This is a genomic window from Anaerosporobacter mobilis DSM 15930 (assembly GCF_900142955.1).
GTDB classification, from domain to species: Bacteria; Bacillota; Clostridia; order Lachnospirales; family Lachnospiraceae; genus Anaerosporobacter; species Anaerosporobacter mobilis.
Genome location: NZ_FRCP01000016.1, coordinates 92,049 through 111,379, shown reverse-complemented (window position 1 = coordinate 111,379; position 19,331 = coordinate 92,049). Strand labels below are relative to the sequence as shown.

At 35.2% G+C, this 19,331-nt stretch carries 14 protein-coding genes; 8 read left to right on the top strand and 6 right to left on the bottom strand.

Annotation, left to right across the window (positions count from 1 at the left end; translation table 11 throughout):
* The first annotated feature begins 221 nt into the window (after positions 1–221).
* Positions 222–374: an AraC family transcriptional regulator gene (locus BUB90_RS24315; protein ID WP_084139319.1), complete on the top strand. Its 153-nt coding sequence runs from the start codon at positions 222–224 to the stop codon at positions 372–374.
* A 254-nt stretch (positions 375–628) separates the two neighbouring features.
* On the opposite strand, the gene BUB90_RS15810 is transcribed toward BUB90_RS24315, so the two are convergent.
* Positions 629–4,597, bottom strand: coding sequence for an Ig-like domain-containing protein (locus tag BUB90_RS15810; protein ID WP_073289408.1), 3,969 nt, complete (start codon positions 4,595–4,597; stop codon positions 629–631).
* 316 nt (positions 4,598–4,913) lie between these two features.
* Here BUB90_RS15810 and galU point away from each other — a divergent pair, with 316 nt between their 5' ends.
* The gene (gene galU / locus BUB90_RS15805; RefSeq protein WP_073289407.1) at positions 4,914–5,801 is read left to right on the top strand and encodes a UTP--glucose-1-phosphate uridylyltransferase GalU; all 888 of its coding nucleotides are present in this window, start codon (positions 4,914–4,916) and stop codon (positions 5,799–5,801) included.
* Positions 5,802–5,927: 126 nt separating this feature from the next.
* Here galU and BUB90_RS15800 read toward each other — a convergent pair whose 3' ends face one another.
* On the bottom strand, positions 5,928–6,245 hold the full coding sequence (locus tag BUB90_RS15800; protein WP_073289406.1) for a hypothetical protein: 318 nt from the start codon (positions 6,243–6,245) through the stop codon (positions 5,928–5,930).
* 235 nt (positions 6,246–6,480) lie between these two features.
* On the bottom strand, positions 6,481–8,331 hold the full coding sequence (locus BUB90_RS15795) for a polysaccharide biosynthesis protein (protein ID WP_073289405.1): 1,851 nt from the start codon (positions 8,329–8,331) through the stop codon (positions 6,481–6,483).
* Between the two features lie 191 nt (positions 8,332–8,522).
* Between BUB90_RS15795 and BUB90_RS15790 the strand changes: the two genes are divergently transcribed.
* The 6 genes from BUB90_RS15790 (at position 8,523) to rfbC (ending at position 14,138) form a co-directional block, all read left to right on the top strand.
* Positions 8,523–8,756, top strand: coding sequence for a hypothetical protein (locus tag BUB90_RS15790; protein WP_073289404.1), 234 nt, complete (start codon positions 8,523–8,525; stop codon positions 8,754–8,756).
* A gap of 201 nt (positions 8,757–8,957) precedes the next feature.
* Complete coding sequence (locus tag BUB90_RS15785) at positions 8,958–10,139, top strand: MerR family transcriptional regulator (protein WP_073289403.1); 1,182 nt, start codon at positions 8,958–8,960, stop codon at positions 10,137–10,139.
* A 305-nt stretch (positions 10,140–10,444) separates the two neighbouring features.
* A complete protein-coding gene (rfbA, locus tag BUB90_RS15780) occupies positions 10,445–11,341 on the top strand; it encodes a glucose-1-phosphate thymidylyltransferase RfbA (RefSeq protein ID WP_073289402.1) in 897 nt (298 codons plus the stop codon).
* Between the two features lie 122 nt (positions 11,342–11,463).
* A complete protein-coding gene (gene rfbB, locus BUB90_RS15775) occupies positions 11,464–12,483 on the top strand; it encodes a dTDP-glucose 4,6-dehydratase (RefSeq protein ID WP_073289401.1) in 1,020 nt (339 codons plus the stop codon).
* Between the two features lie 64 nt (positions 12,484–12,547).
* Positions 12,548–13,432 (top strand): dTDP-4-dehydrorhamnose reductase, encoded by an 885-nt coding sequence (rfbD, locus tag BUB90_RS15770; RefSeq protein ID WP_073289400.1) that lies wholly within the window; start codon positions 12,548–12,550, stop codon positions 13,430–13,432.
* Between the two features lie 97 nt (positions 13,433–13,529).
* Positions 13,530–14,138 carry a dTDP-4-dehydrorhamnose 3,5-epimerase gene (rfbC, locus tag BUB90_RS15765; RefSeq protein ID WP_073289399.1) on the top strand — a complete coding sequence of 203 codons (609 nt, stop codon included), beginning with the start codon at positions 13,530–13,532 and terminating at the stop codon, positions 14,136–14,138.
* Positions 14,139–14,578: 440 nt separating this feature from the next.
* Here rfbC and BUB90_RS15755 read toward each other — a convergent pair whose 3' ends face one another.
* From BUB90_RS15755 to glmM, 3 genes are read right to left on the bottom strand one after another with little or no spacing between them, the layout of a single operon-like run.
* Positions 14,579–16,807, bottom strand: a complete 2,229-nt coding sequence (locus tag BUB90_RS15755) for an LTA synthase family protein (RefSeq protein ID WP_073289397.1) — start codon at positions 16,805–16,807, stop codon at positions 14,579–14,581.
* Between the two features lie 21 nt (positions 16,808–16,828).
* Complete coding sequence (gene glf, locus BUB90_RS15750) at positions 16,829–17,932, bottom strand: UDP-galactopyranose mutase (protein WP_073289473.1); 1,104 nt, start codon at positions 17,930–17,932, stop codon at positions 16,829–16,831.
* A gap of 30 nt (positions 17,933–17,962) precedes the next feature.
* Positions 17,963–19,309 carry a phosphoglucosamine mutase gene (gene glmM / locus BUB90_RS15745; protein ID WP_073289396.1) on the bottom strand — a complete coding sequence of 449 codons (1,347 nt, stop codon included), beginning with the start codon at positions 19,307–19,309 and terminating at the stop codon, positions 17,963–17,965.
* Positions 19,310–19,331 lie beyond the last annotated feature (22 nt).

Below are 19,331 nucleotides of genomic sequence, written 5' to 3'. Positions count from 1 at the left end.
ATTCCCCTTTTCCTATTTTATATAATTCCTAGTAAGTTAATATGTTTTATAAGTTATTTATACTCTAATTTTCCTACAATGTCAATAGGTTTTTACCAAAATTTATAATTTTTTATAAATCCAAGTGTTTAGCCCCTGTTTTTCTTATCTAGAACTGCCCCCTGCTGCTTCTATCACATTCGTATGCAAATAAGCATCAAATCCACTGATATTGAAACCATATCACAGGTACTCAATCAATAACAGAAATTGCAGCATGTGTAGGTTTTGATGATCCGAACTATTATGCTAAGATATTTCGTAGGTTTCAAGGTTATTCACCACATAACTATAGGAAATTGCACCAAGGTTCGTATATAAGTTTACGAAGCTGAACAACTCCTGCTCTGCTACCTTATTATAAAAAAACTGCCAAGTCATCTTGCTACATATACCATCATTTCAATATATGCAGACAAGCGGCTTGGCAGTCTTATTATTTTACCTTATATACTTTTAGAATTTAGGTGTCAAAAGCCCTCCAAAAAACTTGCCTTCGTCAATTTGCACATTCACATACTAGTCTATAAATTGGGCAAATTGACGACTCAAAATATAAAGTGGGCTTTTGGCACCTGAATCTCTTTTGTTATTTCACTACTTTTATTTCTTTTTCTGGTCCATCACCACCAGCTTTGTTGGTTCCCCATACCTTAATAACAGTTCCCGCTTTTTGTTTTGGAATCTTGATTACGAATTTACCGTCATCATCTACTTCACCTTTGTATTTCTTATTACCAATCTTAGCGTATACAACTGTTTTAGTATTATCCGCTGTAACCTCTGAATACTCATCTAATGAATCTGGTGCAATAAGGTGAATCGTTCCTGTAATTTCTTCATCGGTTGACTTCACTTTATCCACTTTTGGTGCATTTGGTGCTGTCTCCTCAATTGTAAGTTTCACAGATTTACTAGCTCCAACCTTATTCTTAGCATATACTTTGATTGTCTCAGAAGAGTTTGTTCTAGGAATTGAGAAGGAATATACATAACCATCTAACGTGCTATCATATGTGCCATCTGTCTTCGTATACTTCTTATCTCCTATTGCCATAACAACGGTACATTTTTCATCTGTAACCATCTTAATTGTCTTTGTATTCGTTGTAATGCTCTTGTTTGTTGTAAATGGTACAGCTGGAACATCCGCTAAAACGGTAAGCTCTTCTACTTCATACACAGTACCATTCGAAAATCTTGTATATGCATAGATCTTAGTTCCTGCTGTAAGTTTCTTACCTAAATCAATTGTAAACTCACCATCTTCGTTGGTCACGCCTTCATATACGGTCTTATTAATGGAAACAAATACTTCTTCTCCTGCCTCTTGGTATATAGAGAAAGAAGTCATCTTATTCGTAATACGATCTAAGAAGAAAGAATCAACTCCTGTGGTTATATAGCTTGCTACACTACCTACTGTTTTTGAAGATGTATAACTCTTTCTTGTCTTGTTATTAACAACATCCGTTGCATATACGCTAATCTTCTCACCAGCTGTTAATTTACCAACTTCTACTGAATAATAACCCTTTTCATCCGAATCTGCTGAATATGTCTTATCCCCAACGGTAACATAGACTTTGAACTCTGATCCTGATTCTGCTGAGGTTACCCTACCAGAAACGGTTCTTTCAATATCCATTACTTCATAGATGGAAGGTGCATTTGGTCCTGCTGACTTAACAGTAACTGTGTTCAAACGACTTGCTCTACCAAGATGGTCGATAGAATATACCTTAATTTTAACACCTGGTTTTAATAATGGTGTACTTAACTTAAAGTTAAAATCAGATTCAATTGTTTGTGTTACTTCTTTAATTGTTAAGCTACTCTTATAGATTTCGCTTGCTTGATATCTTGCTTTTCCACCATTCTTAGCAACATAAACGGTTTCATCTATAATTGCTATTACTGTAGCATCACTATCATTGGTATTCCCATAGATACCTGCTCTAGTATTATTAATGGTATCAAGTTCGCTAGCATTAGGACCGGTACGTTTTACTTTAACGGTAGTTCTCTTACTTGTACGCCCACTGGCATCTTCCACATATACTTGAACCGTTGTACCGGAAGGCTGACTTGGTAAAGCGTATGAGAAGTTACCATCAGCACCTACTACGTGCTTGTATAAACCTGTACTTGCTACGAAACGTATGATGGCTCCTGGTTCTGCTGTTCCAGTAATCTTTGTCTTTCTGTTTGTATACGTATTAACCTTAGGTGCTTCCAGATCCGTGTCACTGATATTCGTTACTTTAATCTTACGAACGACTGCATTTCCTTTCGCATCTTTTGCGTATACGCTATAGATTCCATTCGCTGTTACTGTGAAACCGCCATTCACAACGCTTGTTGCTGAATCCCATACGAAACTATCTATATCATAATCTCCGTACACGAATCTAAGCTGTGCAATCCCTGAGCCAGCATAGGCATCAACTAGTATCTTAACTGATTTATTCGTTGTTTCTGTATTCGTTGAAGTAAGGATAATAGAAGGTGCTGCGTTGATTGTACTTAATGCACTACCATACCCTTGTATATATGCTAATCCACCTAATGATGTAGCGGTTTTACTGTACCATTTCGTATTCTTAGCAAAAGTTTCTGATGTAACAGGACTCTTAATTAAGAATGAATATCCACCTGGAACAAGAACATTCCAGTTATTATCTGCTGTATAACTAACTTTTCCCATCTTTGCAAGTTCTGAAAGATAATCACTGACAATTACCTGTCCTCTATTATATCCTCCATAGACTTTTTGATTGTCAATATTGGCTGTTGCTTCTGTAGGTTTTGTTATAATATCAGTTACAAGAATGAGTTCCATTGAATCCGTTACATTCTGTCCATTATACATTAATTTGGTAATACGATTTGTATTATTAATCTTGTTACCATTCAAATCATATCTGGGTTTGTTAATCGGACTTATGGTATATTCAATCCCGTCAAAGACGCGAAAATTCCCCCAATTGTTCTGCCACTCATCGGAAACTAATTGCTTTCCTACTGCTGACTGAACAAGCCCTGCCATGGTAGTGTCGCTTGATGTATTCTCTTGATAAATGGTTTCATATGCACTTGCAATCCACTCTAACCACTCACGTAATTGCTTTCCTGTAATCTTATATATCGCAGTATATCCATTATAGGCTTGAATCTGCGCTAATTCAGCTTCCGTTACCCCACCTGATATATTGGCATAATCATCAACAGAATTAACACCATACTTATAGTACTGCGAAGCTGCAATTACAGGATAATCTTTATACTCTGGTTTAACGGTATTAAGGTATTTGTGAGCATAGCTTAGCTTTGCATCATTCACTAATTGTATAGAGGCATTATCCTGAATATAACCAAAATAACTTGTTAATCTAGTATCACTATCAAGGACTGCGATTTCTTTCTTCGTATAGTCCATTAATTTGCTTTCCCAGTCGCCATAGAAGCTATTAAGAGAATTATCTGGAGATGGATTGTACTTTGAAACTTGACGTACTTCACCTTTACCATTTGCAACTGTCACCTTACCACTGCCCGTAATATTAAGTTTTAAGTCTGCAATACCAATGCTCTTACCACGGTCATTTGCCATAACTAAAACTTTACCATTTACCAAACTTGTATCTTTATCAACACCTGGTAGCTGATAATGTGTTGTTGTCTTATCTTCATTAGGGAAAATTCTATGCTCATGTCCACATAAAACGGCGTCAACTTCTGGTATCTCTGTAATTGCATAAGACACATTCTTGAAATTAAGGTCCGCATCTTCACTACCAAATCCTGAATGGGCAAGTACTACGATTACATCAGCGCCCTTTGCTTTCAATATACTTGTTTGTTTCTTAACACTCTCAACGATATCTTCTGTTTTCAATACTCCTAGATAACTTTCTGTTTTCGTGGATAGTTTAGGTATTGTCTCTCCTATTACTCCCACCTTAACAGTTGCTGTTTTTCCTGAATTCGTTGTAACCTTCTTTGTAATAATTAGGTTCTCATTCCATACTGGTTCACTTGTTTTCGAATCATATACATTGGAAACAACAGTTACATTACTTAAACCAGAATTCTTAATTTGATTTAAGATATACTCATAACCATAGTCAAAATCATGGTTACCTAATGTTATTGCATCGTAACCAATCTTCTTCATCGCTTGATAAATCGGCTGTACTGCTTTTTGATCTTCAGAGAAGATATACTCCGTTGAATAATCATAAAGAACATCACCAATATCAAATGTTAAATAATTCGAGCTACTTACTTCTTTTCTCGCATTCTTAATTAATGTATAGGCTTTCGTTAACCCGCCAGTTGAATACGTGTTACCAGTCTCGTAATCCATGTTGTTTAACTGACCATGTATATCTGTCGTAAATATAAATCGTAAATCTGCTGTATCGCCCTCTGCTGCATTGATTGTATTCTTATCACCTCGGTAGGCGAATAGACCTACAATCATAGATAATACAATAAGGCGACAGGTAATTCTACTTATGTTGCGTAGTTTTTTACTTTTCTTTCTGTCTTTCATCACTGTCCTCCAAGTAGCATTCATATTTTACCTCTTTTCTAAAAACCTCTATCTAGTTACACTCATATCCATTATTCATAAATATAATAAATGGATACTTTGGCAAACATAAGTCAATTTGGAATAATTAATAAAACCTTAAGTTTCATAGATAGAGGCTTTTGACACCCGAATCCTAACCTTTATTAGTTGTAAAAGGAGAAAATATATATTATAATGTATAGAACTTTAGGAAAATATAGTCACTCACTACTAATTACTAGATTATATGTTATATTGTATTTTCCAAATATATCGTACAAGGAGAAGATAGTAGATGGCAAAAATTAAGAAGGCAGTTATTCCAGCCGCTGGCCTTGGGACAAGATTCCTTCCAGTAACAAAGGCAGTTCCAAAAGAAATGTTACCCATTGTAGATACCCCTACTATTCAGTATATTGTAGAAGAAGCTGTACAAAGTGGTATTGAAGAGATCTTAGTAATAACCAATTCCTACAAGCATTGCATGGAGAATCATTTTGACCGATCCTATGAATTAGAAGAGCATCTTGCTAATGCCGGTAAGAATGAAGAACTCAAGATGATGAATGATATATCTAGCTTAGCAAATATCTATTATGTACGTCAAAAGGAACCACGTGGTCTTGGTCATGCTGTATTATGTGCTAGATCCTTCATAGGAGATGAACCCTTCGCAGTCTTATTGGGTGACGATGTTGTTGTTAATAACGGTGGGAAACCGGCACTTGAACAACTAATAGAATCTTATCACGAAACCGGTGCTTCTATCGTTGGGGTTCAGTCCGTTCCAGAGGATCAAGTAAACAAATACGGTATCGTTGCACCATCAAAGAGCCATAAACCAGTAGGTAGACGAGTTAAACTTACCGATATGGTGGAGAAACCTGCTATTGATAAGGCTCCTAGTAGAATGGCTGTACTCGGACGTTACATCCTTACACCTCAGATCTTCACTTTCTTATCCTCACAAAAACCTGGTGCTGGTGGTGAGATACAACTTACGGATGCAATTAAGCGTCTTATGGATCTTCAGGCTGTATATGCATATGATTTTGAGGGTATCCGCTATGATGTTGGAGATAAGTTTGGTTTCATTAAGGCAACGATTGATTTTGCCTTGGAAAGAGATAATCTGAAAGATCAGGTTACTGCCTATATTAAAGAATTAGCTCAAAGTTTATAAAAACTATCTATGATATGTGAAAGGCGATAATAGTATGATTCACTTAGTGGTTACCATACTATAATCGCCTTTTTTGTAAATTGTATTCTTCTCCCTGTTATACTGCAATCCTCCAACTATCATTTATTATGCCTTTTTTAGTTCGCCAATCTTAGTATCTAAATGTTTAATATACACATCATATACTTCATTCTTTGCAACTTGTTCTTTTAATATCTTATGATAATTTTCCAAACTCCGGGATAAGCCAAAATGACCTTCCGCAATTATCTTAATTGCTGGCCACATTTCATTTTCTTGTAGAACCTTAATTTCACTTACATCTTTCTTTAAACCTAACACATCTTCTTTTAAACTTGATACATCTTCTTTTAATTCTTTAATATCAAGTTTCATCTCTGTGAATCCTTCAATGAGAAAATCTAATTTTTCATCTACCGTCATTAAATGTACTCCTTTCTTTATTTTTTCTATTTCCGATCTCTCTTCTAAATACATTTTAACAAAATAAAAACAAGTCTGCAAACTTATTTTACGGGGAATTTTTACTTTATTCTTCTTTTTTCTGCATATTAAGTCAATAGATAAAAGATGCGCCGAAAGAGTAAAAAGTGCATATTGGGATCTTGCTAATCCAATATACACTTTCATATTTATCTACATTTAGTTAGAGCTTACTCTATTCCTTATATTCATACGTCGGTACAAGTTTCTTTACTTCTTCTCGAATCTCCTTGCATTCTTGTTTCGCTAAACAATCCAGATTCTCAACTGCTTCTACGAACTCATCATCGTCGAATATAATCGGCTCACCAACAAAGATTCGGTTATTATTGGTTTCTTTCAAACCTTCCTCTTTCATCAGTAATTCCTCATATAGCTTCTCACCAGGTCGTAATCCCGTGTATTCAATACGAATATCTTTGTCTGGGATAAATCCTGATAACTTGATTAGATTCTTGGCCAAATCTGCAATCTTAACAGGCTCTCCCATATCAAGGACAAAAATTTCTCCACCGTGTGCATATACCCCTGCCTGTAATACAAGTGATACTGCCTCTGGAATCGTCATAAAATAGCGAATAATATCTGGATGGGTTACTGTCACCGGACCACCATTCATAATCTGTTGCTTGAATAAAGGTATTACACTTCCATTACTACCAAGCACATTCCCAAAACGAACTGCAACAAATTCTGTCTGAGACCTTCGGTTAAAAGACTGAATAATCATCTCGCATATTCTCTTAGAGGCACCCATTATATTGGTTGGATTAACTGCCTTATCAGTAGATATGAAGATAAAACGTTTCACGCCATACTTATCAGCTGCCTTTGCTAATTTCAGTGTTCCTCCAACATTATTCTTAATTGCCTCATTCGGACTATCTTCCATAAGAGGAACATGCTTATGTGCTGCTGCATGATATACAAACTCTGGCCTATATTTATCAAAGATCTGATCCATTCGATTCGTATTTCTTACCGATGCAATTAAGACTTCTAGCTCTATCTTTGGATATCTATTCTTAAGTTCTTGTTGAACAAAATATGCATTATTCTCATATATATCGACTATAATTAATTTGGCTGGACTAAAAGATGCAATCTGTCTACATAATTCACTCCCAATCGAGCCACCACCGCCGGTTACCATTACAATCTTACCACGTAAGAAATCAGATACCTCTCTCGCATCGATACGAACCGGTTCTCTCCCCAGTAAATCCTCAATCTCAACCGTACGTAATCGGCTAACACTAACTTCTTCATTTATTAATTGATAAATTCCAGGTAATATCTTCAACGTACAGTTTGTCTCTTTGCAGATTTCAAGTATAGAACGAATCTCTTTCCTTGGGGCTGTCGGGATAGCAATGATAATGTCTGTAATCTCATACTTTCTAGCTGCTTCCACAATCTTATGTCTAGTACCAACAATCTTAACTCCCTGTATGTATCGTCCGACCTTAGAACGATTATCATCAATTATGCATACAACACTACCATCCACATACTGGCTTACCGTGATCTCACGAATAATAACATTCGCCGCCTCACCTGCACCTATGATCATGATTCTGCTCTTCTTCGCACCATGATAACGATTGGATAACAATCGTAAAAAACGGTATATAAACCTTGTCCCAACTACTCCCACCATAAGAAATACCATGCTAAGTGGATAATAGCTTCTAGGTACATGCAAGTTCATGACATGAATTCCTATGTATTGTGCTGCCGCTGCAAGGATACAGCCAATCATAACATTGGTAACTTCATCTATACTTGCGTATTTCCATAAGCTATGGTACAGTCTGCAACAATAAAATATAAGTATGGTTATTACTGTATTCCATGGTACATATGCTAGTATTGCATCAAGATAATGTGTTGGAATATTATTAAAAGACAAATCAAAACGTATTAAAATAGCCATAAAAGCACATACATTAATCATTAAACTATCCAGAATAATTAGAAATATTCTTCTTAATAACAACTTATTTTCTTTTATTAATCGTAACATACGAATGTGCTTACTCCTTCCAAATTATAGAATTGTCGTACCGGGCTATACCGTTGCACTACATTCTCCAATAATTCACTCCTTATATTCTCTCACATACCACTATTAATGTAAAGAGCAAAATCAGTCACCTACTCCATCTTTCAAACATATTATACAGTATAACGACACGTAAATTGGTTGGTAAATATATGGCACGACATAGAGTAACTGCTACTTCCTGTTCTTCTTGTGGTGGTAATCATTGGGGACCTTGGGGGCCTGGTCAGGGTAGTCCAGGACCTTGGGGACCTGTAACTTGGGATTCGAATTACGATCTAGACTCTTGGGGGACTTCTGGGCCTCGTCCGAAACCTAGTTCTTGGGGTCCAAGTCCTGAACCTTGGAGGGCTTCCCCTCGGAATGGAAGGCCTCCTAGATATTAGTAACCGATACCCTTCTCTAAAGATTGATCACTCTAACATGCCTCGGTATTAGAAGTAATAACCATTCAAGTACTGAGGCATGTTTCTGCTTAATTGGTCTGTTCTTCTCTCCATTGCCTCAAGCTTATCTTTGGTTTATAATTAGAACTATATAGACTTCCTATTGTCGATATTAACCTATTATAGAGAGGACCATAAATCATGAAAAAAACAGGTTATTACTCCTCTGGTGAATTTGCTCGCATGGCGCACGTTACCTTGCGCACAATTCGGTATTATGATAAGCAGAATATCTTAACCCCTACTCTCGTCACAGAGTCAGGCGCTCGCTTCTATACTGATGAGGATTTGGCAAGACTGCAACAAATTCTTCTTCTGAAATACCTTGGTTTTTCCTTAGAAGATATCAAAGAGATGACCATTAATGATACCGATTATCACTTTATGTCCAATTCTTTGAACCTCCAACTCAAACTAATCAGGGACCGAATTGAACAGATGCAACTGGTGGAAAAAGCAATACAAGATACTTGCACGGCTGTACAGGCAGAACATTCTATCGATTGGAGTAACATGTTACATCTTATCCATCTAACTGGAATGGAGAAAAGTATGAAAAATCAGTATCAAAATGCCTCTAATATCTCTGCAAGAATCAACCTTCACAGCTTATATTCACAAAATAAACAAGGTTGGTTCCCTTGGGTTTATGAACAGTGTCATATTAAGTCTGGCATGAAAATCTTAGAGATCGGTTGTGGCGACGGGACTCTTTGGACAAGCAATCTCTCCTTGTTACCTAAGAATGTTACCATCACCTTATCTGATCTTTCTGATGGCATGCTACGTGATGCACGACGTACCATTGGCGCAGAAGATAGAAGATTCTCCTTTCAACGGTTTGACTGTAAGCAGATTCCGTATGATTCAGAAAGTTTTGATTTAGTTATTGCAAATCATCTATTATTCTACTGCGAGAATATTCCTCAGGTCTGTCAGGAAGTACAACGAGTCCTGAAACCAGACGGACAATTCCTGTGTAGTACATATGGAAAAAAACATATGTTAGAAGTTAGCCAATTGGTACAGCGTTTTGACGATCGCATTGTTCTCTCCGCAGACAAGCTATATGAAAACTTTGGCTTAGAAAATGGTTTGGATCTCTTGTCTCCCTATTTCTTAGAAGTGACTTGCAAAACCTATGAAGATTCCTTACTCGTTCCAGATTGTGAGCCTTTAATCTCCTATATTCTCTCCTGCCATGGTAACCAAAATCAGTACCTGTTAGATCATTATAAGGAATTTCGCTCTTTTGTTAAGAAACAAACAGATACCGTATTCCACATTACGAAAGAAGCAGGTATCTTTTTATGTAAAAAGTAAATAATTTATAAAAAGAGAAAAAAGTACTTGCAGGTGACCTAGCGTCACCTTTTATACTATGTATATACCATAGGCAATTGCAAAACTCTTCTCCACGACGATAACATATCTGTGTTTTAAGGCTGCCTACTACAATTCTCCTAAAATTGTGTTACTCACCCATACAATAAAAAGCATTGTATGTGACGTAATCACAATTCGGCAAATTGTAACGGCAGACATAAAACACATTGATATGTTTATCGACATTACAAAGACTTTCGCAATTGAATAATCTATAAACCAAAATACAGGGAGGAATACACATGAAAGGAATCATCTTAGCCGGAGGTTCTGGCACGCGCTTGTATCCATTAACCATGGTAACATCAAAACAGTTACTTCCAATCTATGATAAACCTATGATCTATTATCCCATGTCAGTCCTTATGAATGCTGGCATCCGCGATATTCTGATCATATCTACACCACAAGATACCCCACGTTTTGAAGAACTCTTAGGGGACGGTCACCAATTTGGCGTACATCTATCCTATGCCGTTCAACCAAATCCAGATGGATTAGCCCAAGCATTTATTATAGGTGATTCCTTCATTGGTGATGATACCGTTGCCATGGTTCTTGGAGATAATATCTTCTCGGGACATGGTTTGAATAAGCGACTTCAAACTGCAGTTGAGAATGCGGAGCAAGGAAAAGGAGCAACGATATTCGGATACTATGTAGATGATCCCGAGCGATTTGGTATCGTAGAATTCGATCCAAACGGAAAGGCAATCACTATAGAAGAAAAACCAGCAAAGCCAAAGAGTAATTACTGTGTAACTGGTTTATACTTCTATGATAACCGTGTAGTGGAATATGCTAAGAATCTAAAACCAAGTGCACGAGGTGAACTTGAAATCACAGATCTAAACCGTATCTATCTTGAGAACAATAACTTGAACGTGGAACTACTTGGTCAAGGATTTACTTGGTTAGATACCGGAACTCATGAAAGTCTGGTTGAGGCAACGAATTTTGTGAAAACAATAGAATCTCACCAACACCGTAAAATAGCATGTTTAGAAGAAATCGCTTATCTCAATGGCTGGATTACGAAAGAAGATATCCTTGAAGTTTACGAAGTATTGAAAAAGAACCAGTATGGACAATACTTAAAAGACGTTCTTGATGGCAAATATCTCGATATCTTACGCTAAGGTTTAATAAGAAACTCTTTTCCAAGTCGATAACATATCTTTTTTTATGAAGTTTATCGCCACTGCAAAGAGTTATACAATTACCCCAAATTAAAAATAAAGAATATAAGGAGATCACAACTATGACTATTATCGTTACCGGTGGTGCCGGATTTATAGGAAGCAATTTCATCTTCCATATGTTAGAGAAATACCCAGATTACCGCATTGTTTGTCTTGACTGCCTAACCTATGCAGGGAACTTATCCACTCTTAACCCCGTTATGGACAATCCTAATTTTCGCTTTGTGAAGGAAAGCATCACAAACCGCGAAGCTGTATATCAACTCTTCAAAGAAGAACATCCAGATATTATCGTGAATTTTGCTGCGGAGAGCCATGTGGATCGTTCCATTGAAAATCCAGAAGTTTTCTTAGACACGAATATCAAAGGTACTGCTGTTTTAATGGATGCATGTAGGGAATATGGTATTACACGCTATCATCAAGTATCAACCGATGAAGTATACGGTGATCTGCCACTTGACAGACCGGACCTCTTCTTCACAGAAGAAACTCCAATTCATACTAGTAGCCCTTATAGTTCTTCAAAAGCTGCTGCTGATCTATTGGTATTAGCTTATCACAGAACCTACGGTCTTCCTGTTACCATTAGTCGATGTTCCAACAACTACGGACCATATCATTTTCCAGAGAAACTGATTCCACTTATGATAGCCAATGCATTGAATGACAAGCCACTTCCTGTCTATGGCAAAGGTGAAAATGTTCGTGATTGGCTCTACGTAGAGGATCATTGTAAAGCCATTGATTTAATTATTCACAAGGGACGTGTCGGAGAAGTCTATAACATTGGTGGACACAACGAGATGACAAACATTGATATTGTTAAAATCATCTGTAAAGAACTAGCTAAACCAGAAAGCCTAATTACTTATGTTACAGACCGTAAAGGACATGATATGCGTTATGCCATTGATCCAACAAAAATTCATACAGAGTTAGGCTGGCTTCCAGAAACCAAATTTGCAGATGGCATTAAAAAGACAATTCAGTGGTACCTTACTAATAAGGAATGGTGGGAAACCATACTATCTGGTGAATACCAGAACTATTATGAAACGATGTATGGCAATCGATAAATGAACGTTTTTAATGCGAAGTTTTAGCAAATCTTTAGGCGATTAACTATGGAGGTTATATAGAATGAAAGTACTTGTAACAGGCGTCAAAGGACAACTCGGACATGATGTGGTTAACGAGTTAACCAAACGAAATCATGAGGCAATTGGTGTTGATATTGAAGAAATGGATATTACCGATTATTCTTCTGTTGAAAGTGGCATCAAAAAAGCAAATCCAGATGCAGTCATTCACTGTGCAGCATGGACTGCTGTAGATGCTGCCGAAGATGTCGACAATCAAGAAAAAGTCCATCTTGTAAATGCCACCGGAACCAAACATATCGCAACACTCTGTAAGGAGTTAGATATAAAACTGATGTATCTCTCTACGGATTACGTATTTGATGGGCAGGGAACAGAACCCTGGCAACCAGATTGCAAGGATTATAACCCCTTAAATGTATACGGTAAAAGCAAATTAGAAGGTGAACTGGCTGTAGCGGAGCTACTTAAGAAATATTTCATTGTACGAATCGCTTGGGTTTTCGGTAATAACGGAAACAACTTCATCAAAACAATGCTTAAAATAGGGAAATCACATGATACGTTAACGGTTGTCAGTGATCAAATTGGTACACCAACGTATACCTACGATCTAGCAAGGCTACTAGTAGATATGATTGAAACAGACAAGTATGGCAACTACCATGCTACCAATGAAGGTGGGTTCATCAGCTGGTATGACTTTGCAAAAGAAATCTTTCACCAAGCTGCCGCGTTAGGATTTAGTGAATATTCAGAAGAGAGGTTAACCGTATCTCCTGTCACAACCGCCGAATACGGAATATCCAAAGCTGCCAGACCTTATAATAGCAGACTTGATAAGAGTAAGCTTATAGACCAAGGTTTTACCCCTCTTCCAACTTGGAAGGATGCATTAAATCGATATCTAACAGAGATTCTATAAATCCATATGCTGCAATCTTTCTTCCTAAGTGAATCGCTTATAAATAATAAAAGCGATACTATGTAATAAATCTGATTATGAAAGGCATGAATATATAATGGGACAAATAAAAATAGAAAAGGATGTCTACGGCATCAAAGGACTCTGCGTTATTGAACCAATGGTTCACGGTGATGCTAGAGGTTATTTTATGGAGACATATAATCAAAAAGACATGGAGGAAGCCGGCCTTACCATGCACTTCGTGCAGGACAATCAATCCTGTTCTACCAAAGGCGTACTTCGTGGGTTACATTTTCAGAAAGAATACCCACAAGGAAAACTGGTACGGGTTGTCAAAGGATCTGTATTCGATGTTGCTGTGGATTTAAGAAGTAACAGTGAAACATATGGTAAATGGTTCGGTGTTGAGCTTACAGAAGAAAATAAGAAACAGTTCTATATTCCAGAAGGTTTCGCTCATGGTTTTTTAGTATTAAGTGACATCGCTGAATTCTGCTATAAATGTACCGACTTCTATCATCCAGGTGATGAGGGTGGTTTAGCATGGAACGATCCGGAAATCGGAATTACTTGGCCACAAGTGATTGGCGAATACAAAGGAACTGCCTCTGCAGAGGGATATCAGTTAGAAGATGGTACTGCGTTGAACCTTAGTGAGAAAGATCAAGTATGGGTAGGACTGAAGGGTACGTTTCAATTTTAGGATAGTATTCGAGCCCATTATACAACACTCTAAATATGTCGTAGTAATGGGCTCAAATACAATATCTTAGTGGTGCTTAACTATTATACTCTTATTTTCTTTTTTTTATAAAACTCAACCCAAACCACGAGCAGTGGACTTATAATTGCAAGAATTATGCTCGTAATAATATACTTAATTATAAATTGTATAGTTAATACGTCAAAATTAAAGGCTCCCCAACCTCTTGCATATAATATAATAAAATTAAAAAATGTGATGATATACATAAAAATTACAGTTGTCTTTACTGTTTTAAACCAACTAAATTTCTCTTTTTTCATAATCCTGTACAATTCACTCGCTAATATTCCAGGACAAAGTATTAGTATACATTTCAAAAATTCCATAGTTATATTTGAGATTCTAATCTCTTCCTCTCTTGTTATTTCAACTTACTTTTACAAACGCGGTATATAATAGCTTTTTTCTCTTGTTTTATCGAATAATGCATTATATTGGATTTGTAGATATTCGTCTATATATTTTGTATATGGTGTCACTTCTTCAAATGCATACCACTCACCATCTACTCTATATCCATAACGATTTATAACTTCTATCTTCTCCATTAAATCTATTAGATATTTACTGTATGCAGTATTATTAATTCCAGATAGCTCCAATAATACTTGTCCCAAATAATTTGCACTCATATCCATTTCAACTGGCTCATTTACGTCTTTATTAGTCCAAATCATGTATGGAACGGCATAACTTTGTTCAAATTCTTCCAACGTACAATCTTCTAACTTCTTTCCATATATCTCTTGAATAAAATTAGCATCCAAAGATGCTTGATGATCTCCAAATATACATAAAATAACTGGTTTTCGTACGCTTCTAAAATAATTTAACAACGTTAGAAGTGCATTATCACTTTCTTTCAATAATGATAAGTATGTAATTACATCCGAGTATTGTGCATACTTATCTTCAATATTAATTTTTTCTAACTCTCCGATAGAGTCCAGATCGTACCCTCCATGATTTTGCATTGTAACAGCAAATATAAAGCCCGGATTTGTTAATTCCTTAAATTTATCAATAATCATTTCGTAACATGATTCATCACTAACATGATTTCTAATATACCTTACATCTTCAAAATCATCTATTGATAGAAACTCTTCAAATCCAAAATCACGATATACTTCTGTCCTCCCCCAATTATTAGGGTTCTCAGGATGTATAGCTAGTGTGCTATATCCATTATTTTTAAATGTCGCAGCTAAATTACCTACATCCTTCATGTTAAATTGGCGATAAGGAATTGACCCATAAGGTAAATTAGCCATACTGTTTCCCGTTAGAAATTCAAACTCTGTATTACATGTTCCTCCTCCAAAAGTTGAAACATATAAATTTCCTCTTAATAAGTAATCTTCTATACCATACCAATTCTCAAATACATCCGGGTCATTAGAGATTTCTCCTAAAGCACTCAAATCACTAAAAGTCTCACTCATAATAGCTATAACTATGGGTTTTTCCTTAGTAATTTCTTCTTCATCCGATATACTATACTCTTCTAAAATCTCATTTACAATATTCTTATCATATTTATCAGGTGGATTTATTTTCATTTTCTGCTGATAAGATAAAAATGATAAAACAAATCCGTTCTTGTTATAAACAGTCGCTGGATTCACATAATCAAGAGTAATATTAAAAACATTAGATAAATCCAAACAATTAATACTTATTATTGTAATTATTAGTAACACGGTTCCATATATTCTATTTTTTCTCCTTCTTACTTTATCTTGTAAAATATTAGGAAATAGATTAACAAACATCAAAACAAATAAAACCAATACTATAGCAAACAAAATACTTTTATTTAGTTTAAATTCATATCCCCCTACTACCTGTACTGCAGTATCAAAGGCATATAAATCAGTTGGCAAAATCGGTGTTCCTCTAAATAAAATAACATAGTATTCCGCTAGCCCTATAATAATAATAACTAATAAGTAAATTACTATACTATACATATGCTTATTAAATAAATAATATATTATAAAAAAGAATGCGTATAAAATAACAATATTTATTGCTACATAATAAATACTCATTTGATTCCAATATCCATTGCATATTAATTCCAACATCCCAAAAGATATAAGAGGGCATGTTAAGACTACTAGCTTATATATATCAGTATTAATATTCAGTTTTTCCTTGATTCTTTCAGGAAATATGTATATTATAGAGCATACTGAATAAATAAGAATTATCCACTTAAATTTACCTAAAGTAATAGTATTGAAGTCTCCTCTAATATAACTTTTTACTATTATATAAAAAACAGATCCAATTAATAAAAATTTAAGACATTTTATAGCAATTTGTTTTACAGTATATTTATTATTGGGTATCCAAAACATAATGATTGCAAAGAAAATTATACTAATTAGTAAATTTTCTATATTTAAGCTTTTTGCTAATAAAAAATTAGATTCAGTAACAGTCTTCAATTCTATAGTTATTAATGAAGATAAAAATATTAAATACAATACCAATTCTTTACACCATAATTTAAATCTCTTTTTTATAAATTTTTCTTTATTATCTATACAAAATACAATTCCTATACTCAGTATAATTAGTAAATATATAACATTCATCTTGTGTACTCTTTCTATTCTTTAATCTTCAAATTCTTTATTTACTATTTCTAATGCAGATTCAATTACTTTATCCATGTCATAATAGCGATACTGCCCAAGCCTTCCTCCAAAAATCACATTCTTTTCTTTCTCTGCTAATTTTCTATATTTCTCATAAAGACTTCCATTCTTCTCATCATTAATTGGATAATATGGTTCAGATCCCTTTGTCCATTCAGACGAATATTCTCTTGTAATTACTGTATTTGGTTGTATCCCAAATTCAAAATGTTTGTGTTCTATAATACGTGTGAATGGTACTTCTCTCTCGGTATAGTTTACAACCGCATTACCTTGATAATTCTCTTCTTCTAATATTTCTGATTCAAATCGTAAAGAACGATACTGTAATTCTCCTAATTGATAATCATAGAATTCATCAATCATACCAGTGAATACAATCTTCTCAGCAATATTAGGTTGTTCTTTGATAAACTCAAAGTAATCGGTATTCGTCTTTACTTCAATACCCTCTAACATCTTCTCAATAATTGCTGTATACCCACCCTTAGGGATTCCTTGGTATGGATCATTAAAGTAATTGTTATCATAGGTAAAACGTAGTGGTAATCGCTTAATTATAAATGATGGGAGTTCTGCACAACTTCTTTCCCATTGTTTCTCTGTATACCCTTTGATTAATTTCTCATATACATCTGGACCAACTAAAGATAAAGCCTGTTCCTCTAGGTTTTTCGGTTCCGCTATATTCAATTCTTTAATTTGGTCTTGAATATGTTCCTTTGCTTCCTTCGGCGTACGAATCCCCCATAGCTTGCTGAATGTATTCATATTAAAAGGTAGATTATATAACTCGTCCTTATATACAGCAATTGGTGAATTGATATAATGATTGAATTCGGCAAATTGATTCACATAATTCCAAACCATCTTATTCGAGGTATGGAAAATGTGAGCACCGTATTTGTGAACGTTGATACCCTCTACGTTTTCTGAATAGATGTTTCCTGCGATATGATCTCTTTTATCAATTACCAAGCAACTCTTTCCTCTTTTGTTAGCTTCATTTGCGAAGACTGAGCCAAAAAGGCCTGCTCCTACTATTAGATAATTGTACATAATACACCTCATCCCATAGGATATTTTTTTAATCTAGTTATCTATTAATAATTTCTGATTTTTTATTACATTGGTCATTTGCTTAATAAATTTATCACATAAATGCTCTGTCTTAGCTTCAACCATAATTCTAATAACAGGTTCAGTTCCACTTTCTCTGAGCAATATTCTACCTTCATCACCCAATTCTTTGGTTATCATTTTTTCAAGTTTAATAACTACTTCATTAGTTATAACAGCCTTTTTATCTTCTACAACAATATTTTTTACTTTCTGTGGATACATAGTCATTTCTTTTGCTAAATTACCTAAGGTTGTTTTTTTCTCTATTACTGCTTCCATTACCATGAGTGAAGTTAAAATACCATCACCTGTAGTGGAGTGCTTACTGAAAATAATGTGTCCTGACTGCTCTCCGCCTAATGAGTAACTGTGTTTCACCATCTCTTCATTAACATATTTATCCCCTACAGTAGTCTTAACATAATTAATGCTCTCCTTTTCTAGAGCTTTAAATAATCCTAAATTTGACATTATTGTTGCAACTATTGTATTATCATTTAATTTACTTTTTTCTTTGAGATACTTTCCACATATATATAGAATATGATCTCCATTAATCTCATTTCCAAACTCATCTATGGCTATACAACGATCAGCATCACCATCAAATGCAAATCCTAGATCTAAGTGTTGTTCTTTAACAAGACTTCGTAAATTCTCAATATGTGTAGAACCACAATCCTGATTAATATTAGTTCCATCAGGTTCAATAGCAACTACATATGTCTTAGCACCCAACGCATCAAAAACGCTTTTTGCTATAGATGATGCACTTCCATTTGCACAGTCCAAACCAATTCTCATATTTTTGAAGGATCTCGTAGCGGTCGATATTAGATAGCCAACATATCGATTTCTTCCAATTGAATAATCAGTGGCTGTACCTATCTTTTTCTGTACAGCTAGTGGTAATTCAGATGTCTTGTTATCGATATACGCCTCGATTTTTTCTTCAAGATCACTTGATAATTTATGGCCGTTAGAATCAATTATCTTTATCCCATTATCATAATATGGATTATGACTAGCTGATATCATTATTCCGCAATCAAAATCTTCTGTTCTTGTTACATATGCAATACTTGGGGTTGTTGTTACATGTAGTAAATATACATCAGCACCAGAGGCTGTTAAGCCACTTACTAACGCATATTCAAGCATATAACTACTTCTTCTAGTATCTTTACCTAATACAATTTTTGCTTTATGCTCTCTGTTGTAATACCAACCTAAATAACGCCCTATCTTGTAAGCATGCTCAACTGTCAAAAAAACATTTGCCTCACCACGAAAGCCATCTGTACCAAAATATTTCATTACTATACTCCAATCTCTTTAG

What these genes read in the sequence shown, in the direction of transcription:
- BUB90_RS15810 (WP_073289408.1), bottom strand. Translation starts at nt 4,597, where the DNA reads ATGAAAGACAGAAAGAAAAGTAAAAAACTACGCAACATAAGTAGAATT.
- galU (WP_073289407.1), top strand. Translation starts at nt 4,914, where the DNA reads ATGGCAAAAATTAAGAAGGCAGTTATTCCAGCCGCTGGCCTTGGGACA.
- BUB90_RS15800 (WP_073289406.1), bottom strand. Translation starts at nt 6,245, where the DNA reads ATGACGGTAGATGAAAAATTAGATTTTCTCATTGAAGGATTCACAGAG.
- BUB90_RS15795 (WP_073289405.1), bottom strand. Translation starts at nt 8,331, where the DNA reads ATGTTACGATTAATAAAAGAAAATAAGTTGTTATTAAGAAGAATATTT.
- BUB90_RS15790 (WP_073289404.1), top strand. Translation starts at nt 8,523, where the DNA reads ATGGCACGACATAGAGTAACTGCTACTTCCTGTTCTTCTTGTGGTGGT.
- BUB90_RS15785 (WP_073289403.1), top strand. Translation starts at nt 8,958, where the DNA reads ATGAAAAAAACAGGTTATTACTCCTCTGGTGAATTTGCTCGCATGGCG.
- rfbA (WP_073289402.1), top strand. Translation starts at nt 10,445, where the DNA reads ATGAAAGGAATCATCTTAGCCGGAGGTTCTGGCACGCGCTTGTATCCA.
- rfbB (WP_073289401.1), top strand. Translation starts at nt 11,464, where the DNA reads ATGACTATTATCGTTACCGGTGGTGCCGGATTTATAGGAAGCAATTTC.
- rfbD (WP_073289400.1), top strand. Translation starts at nt 12,548, where the DNA reads ATGAAAGTACTTGTAACAGGCGTCAAAGGACAACTCGGACATGATGTG.
- rfbC (WP_073289399.1), top strand. Translation starts at nt 13,530, where the DNA reads ATGGGACAAATAAAAATAGAAAAGGATGTCTACGGCATCAAAGGACTC.
- BUB90_RS15755 (WP_073289397.1), bottom strand. Translation starts at nt 16,807, where the DNA reads ATGAATGTTATATATTTACTAATTATACTGAGTATAGGAATTGTATTT.
- glmM (WP_073289396.1), bottom strand. Translation starts at nt 19,309, where the DNA reads ATGAAATATTTTGGTACAGATGGCTTTCGTGGTGAGGCAAATGTTTTT.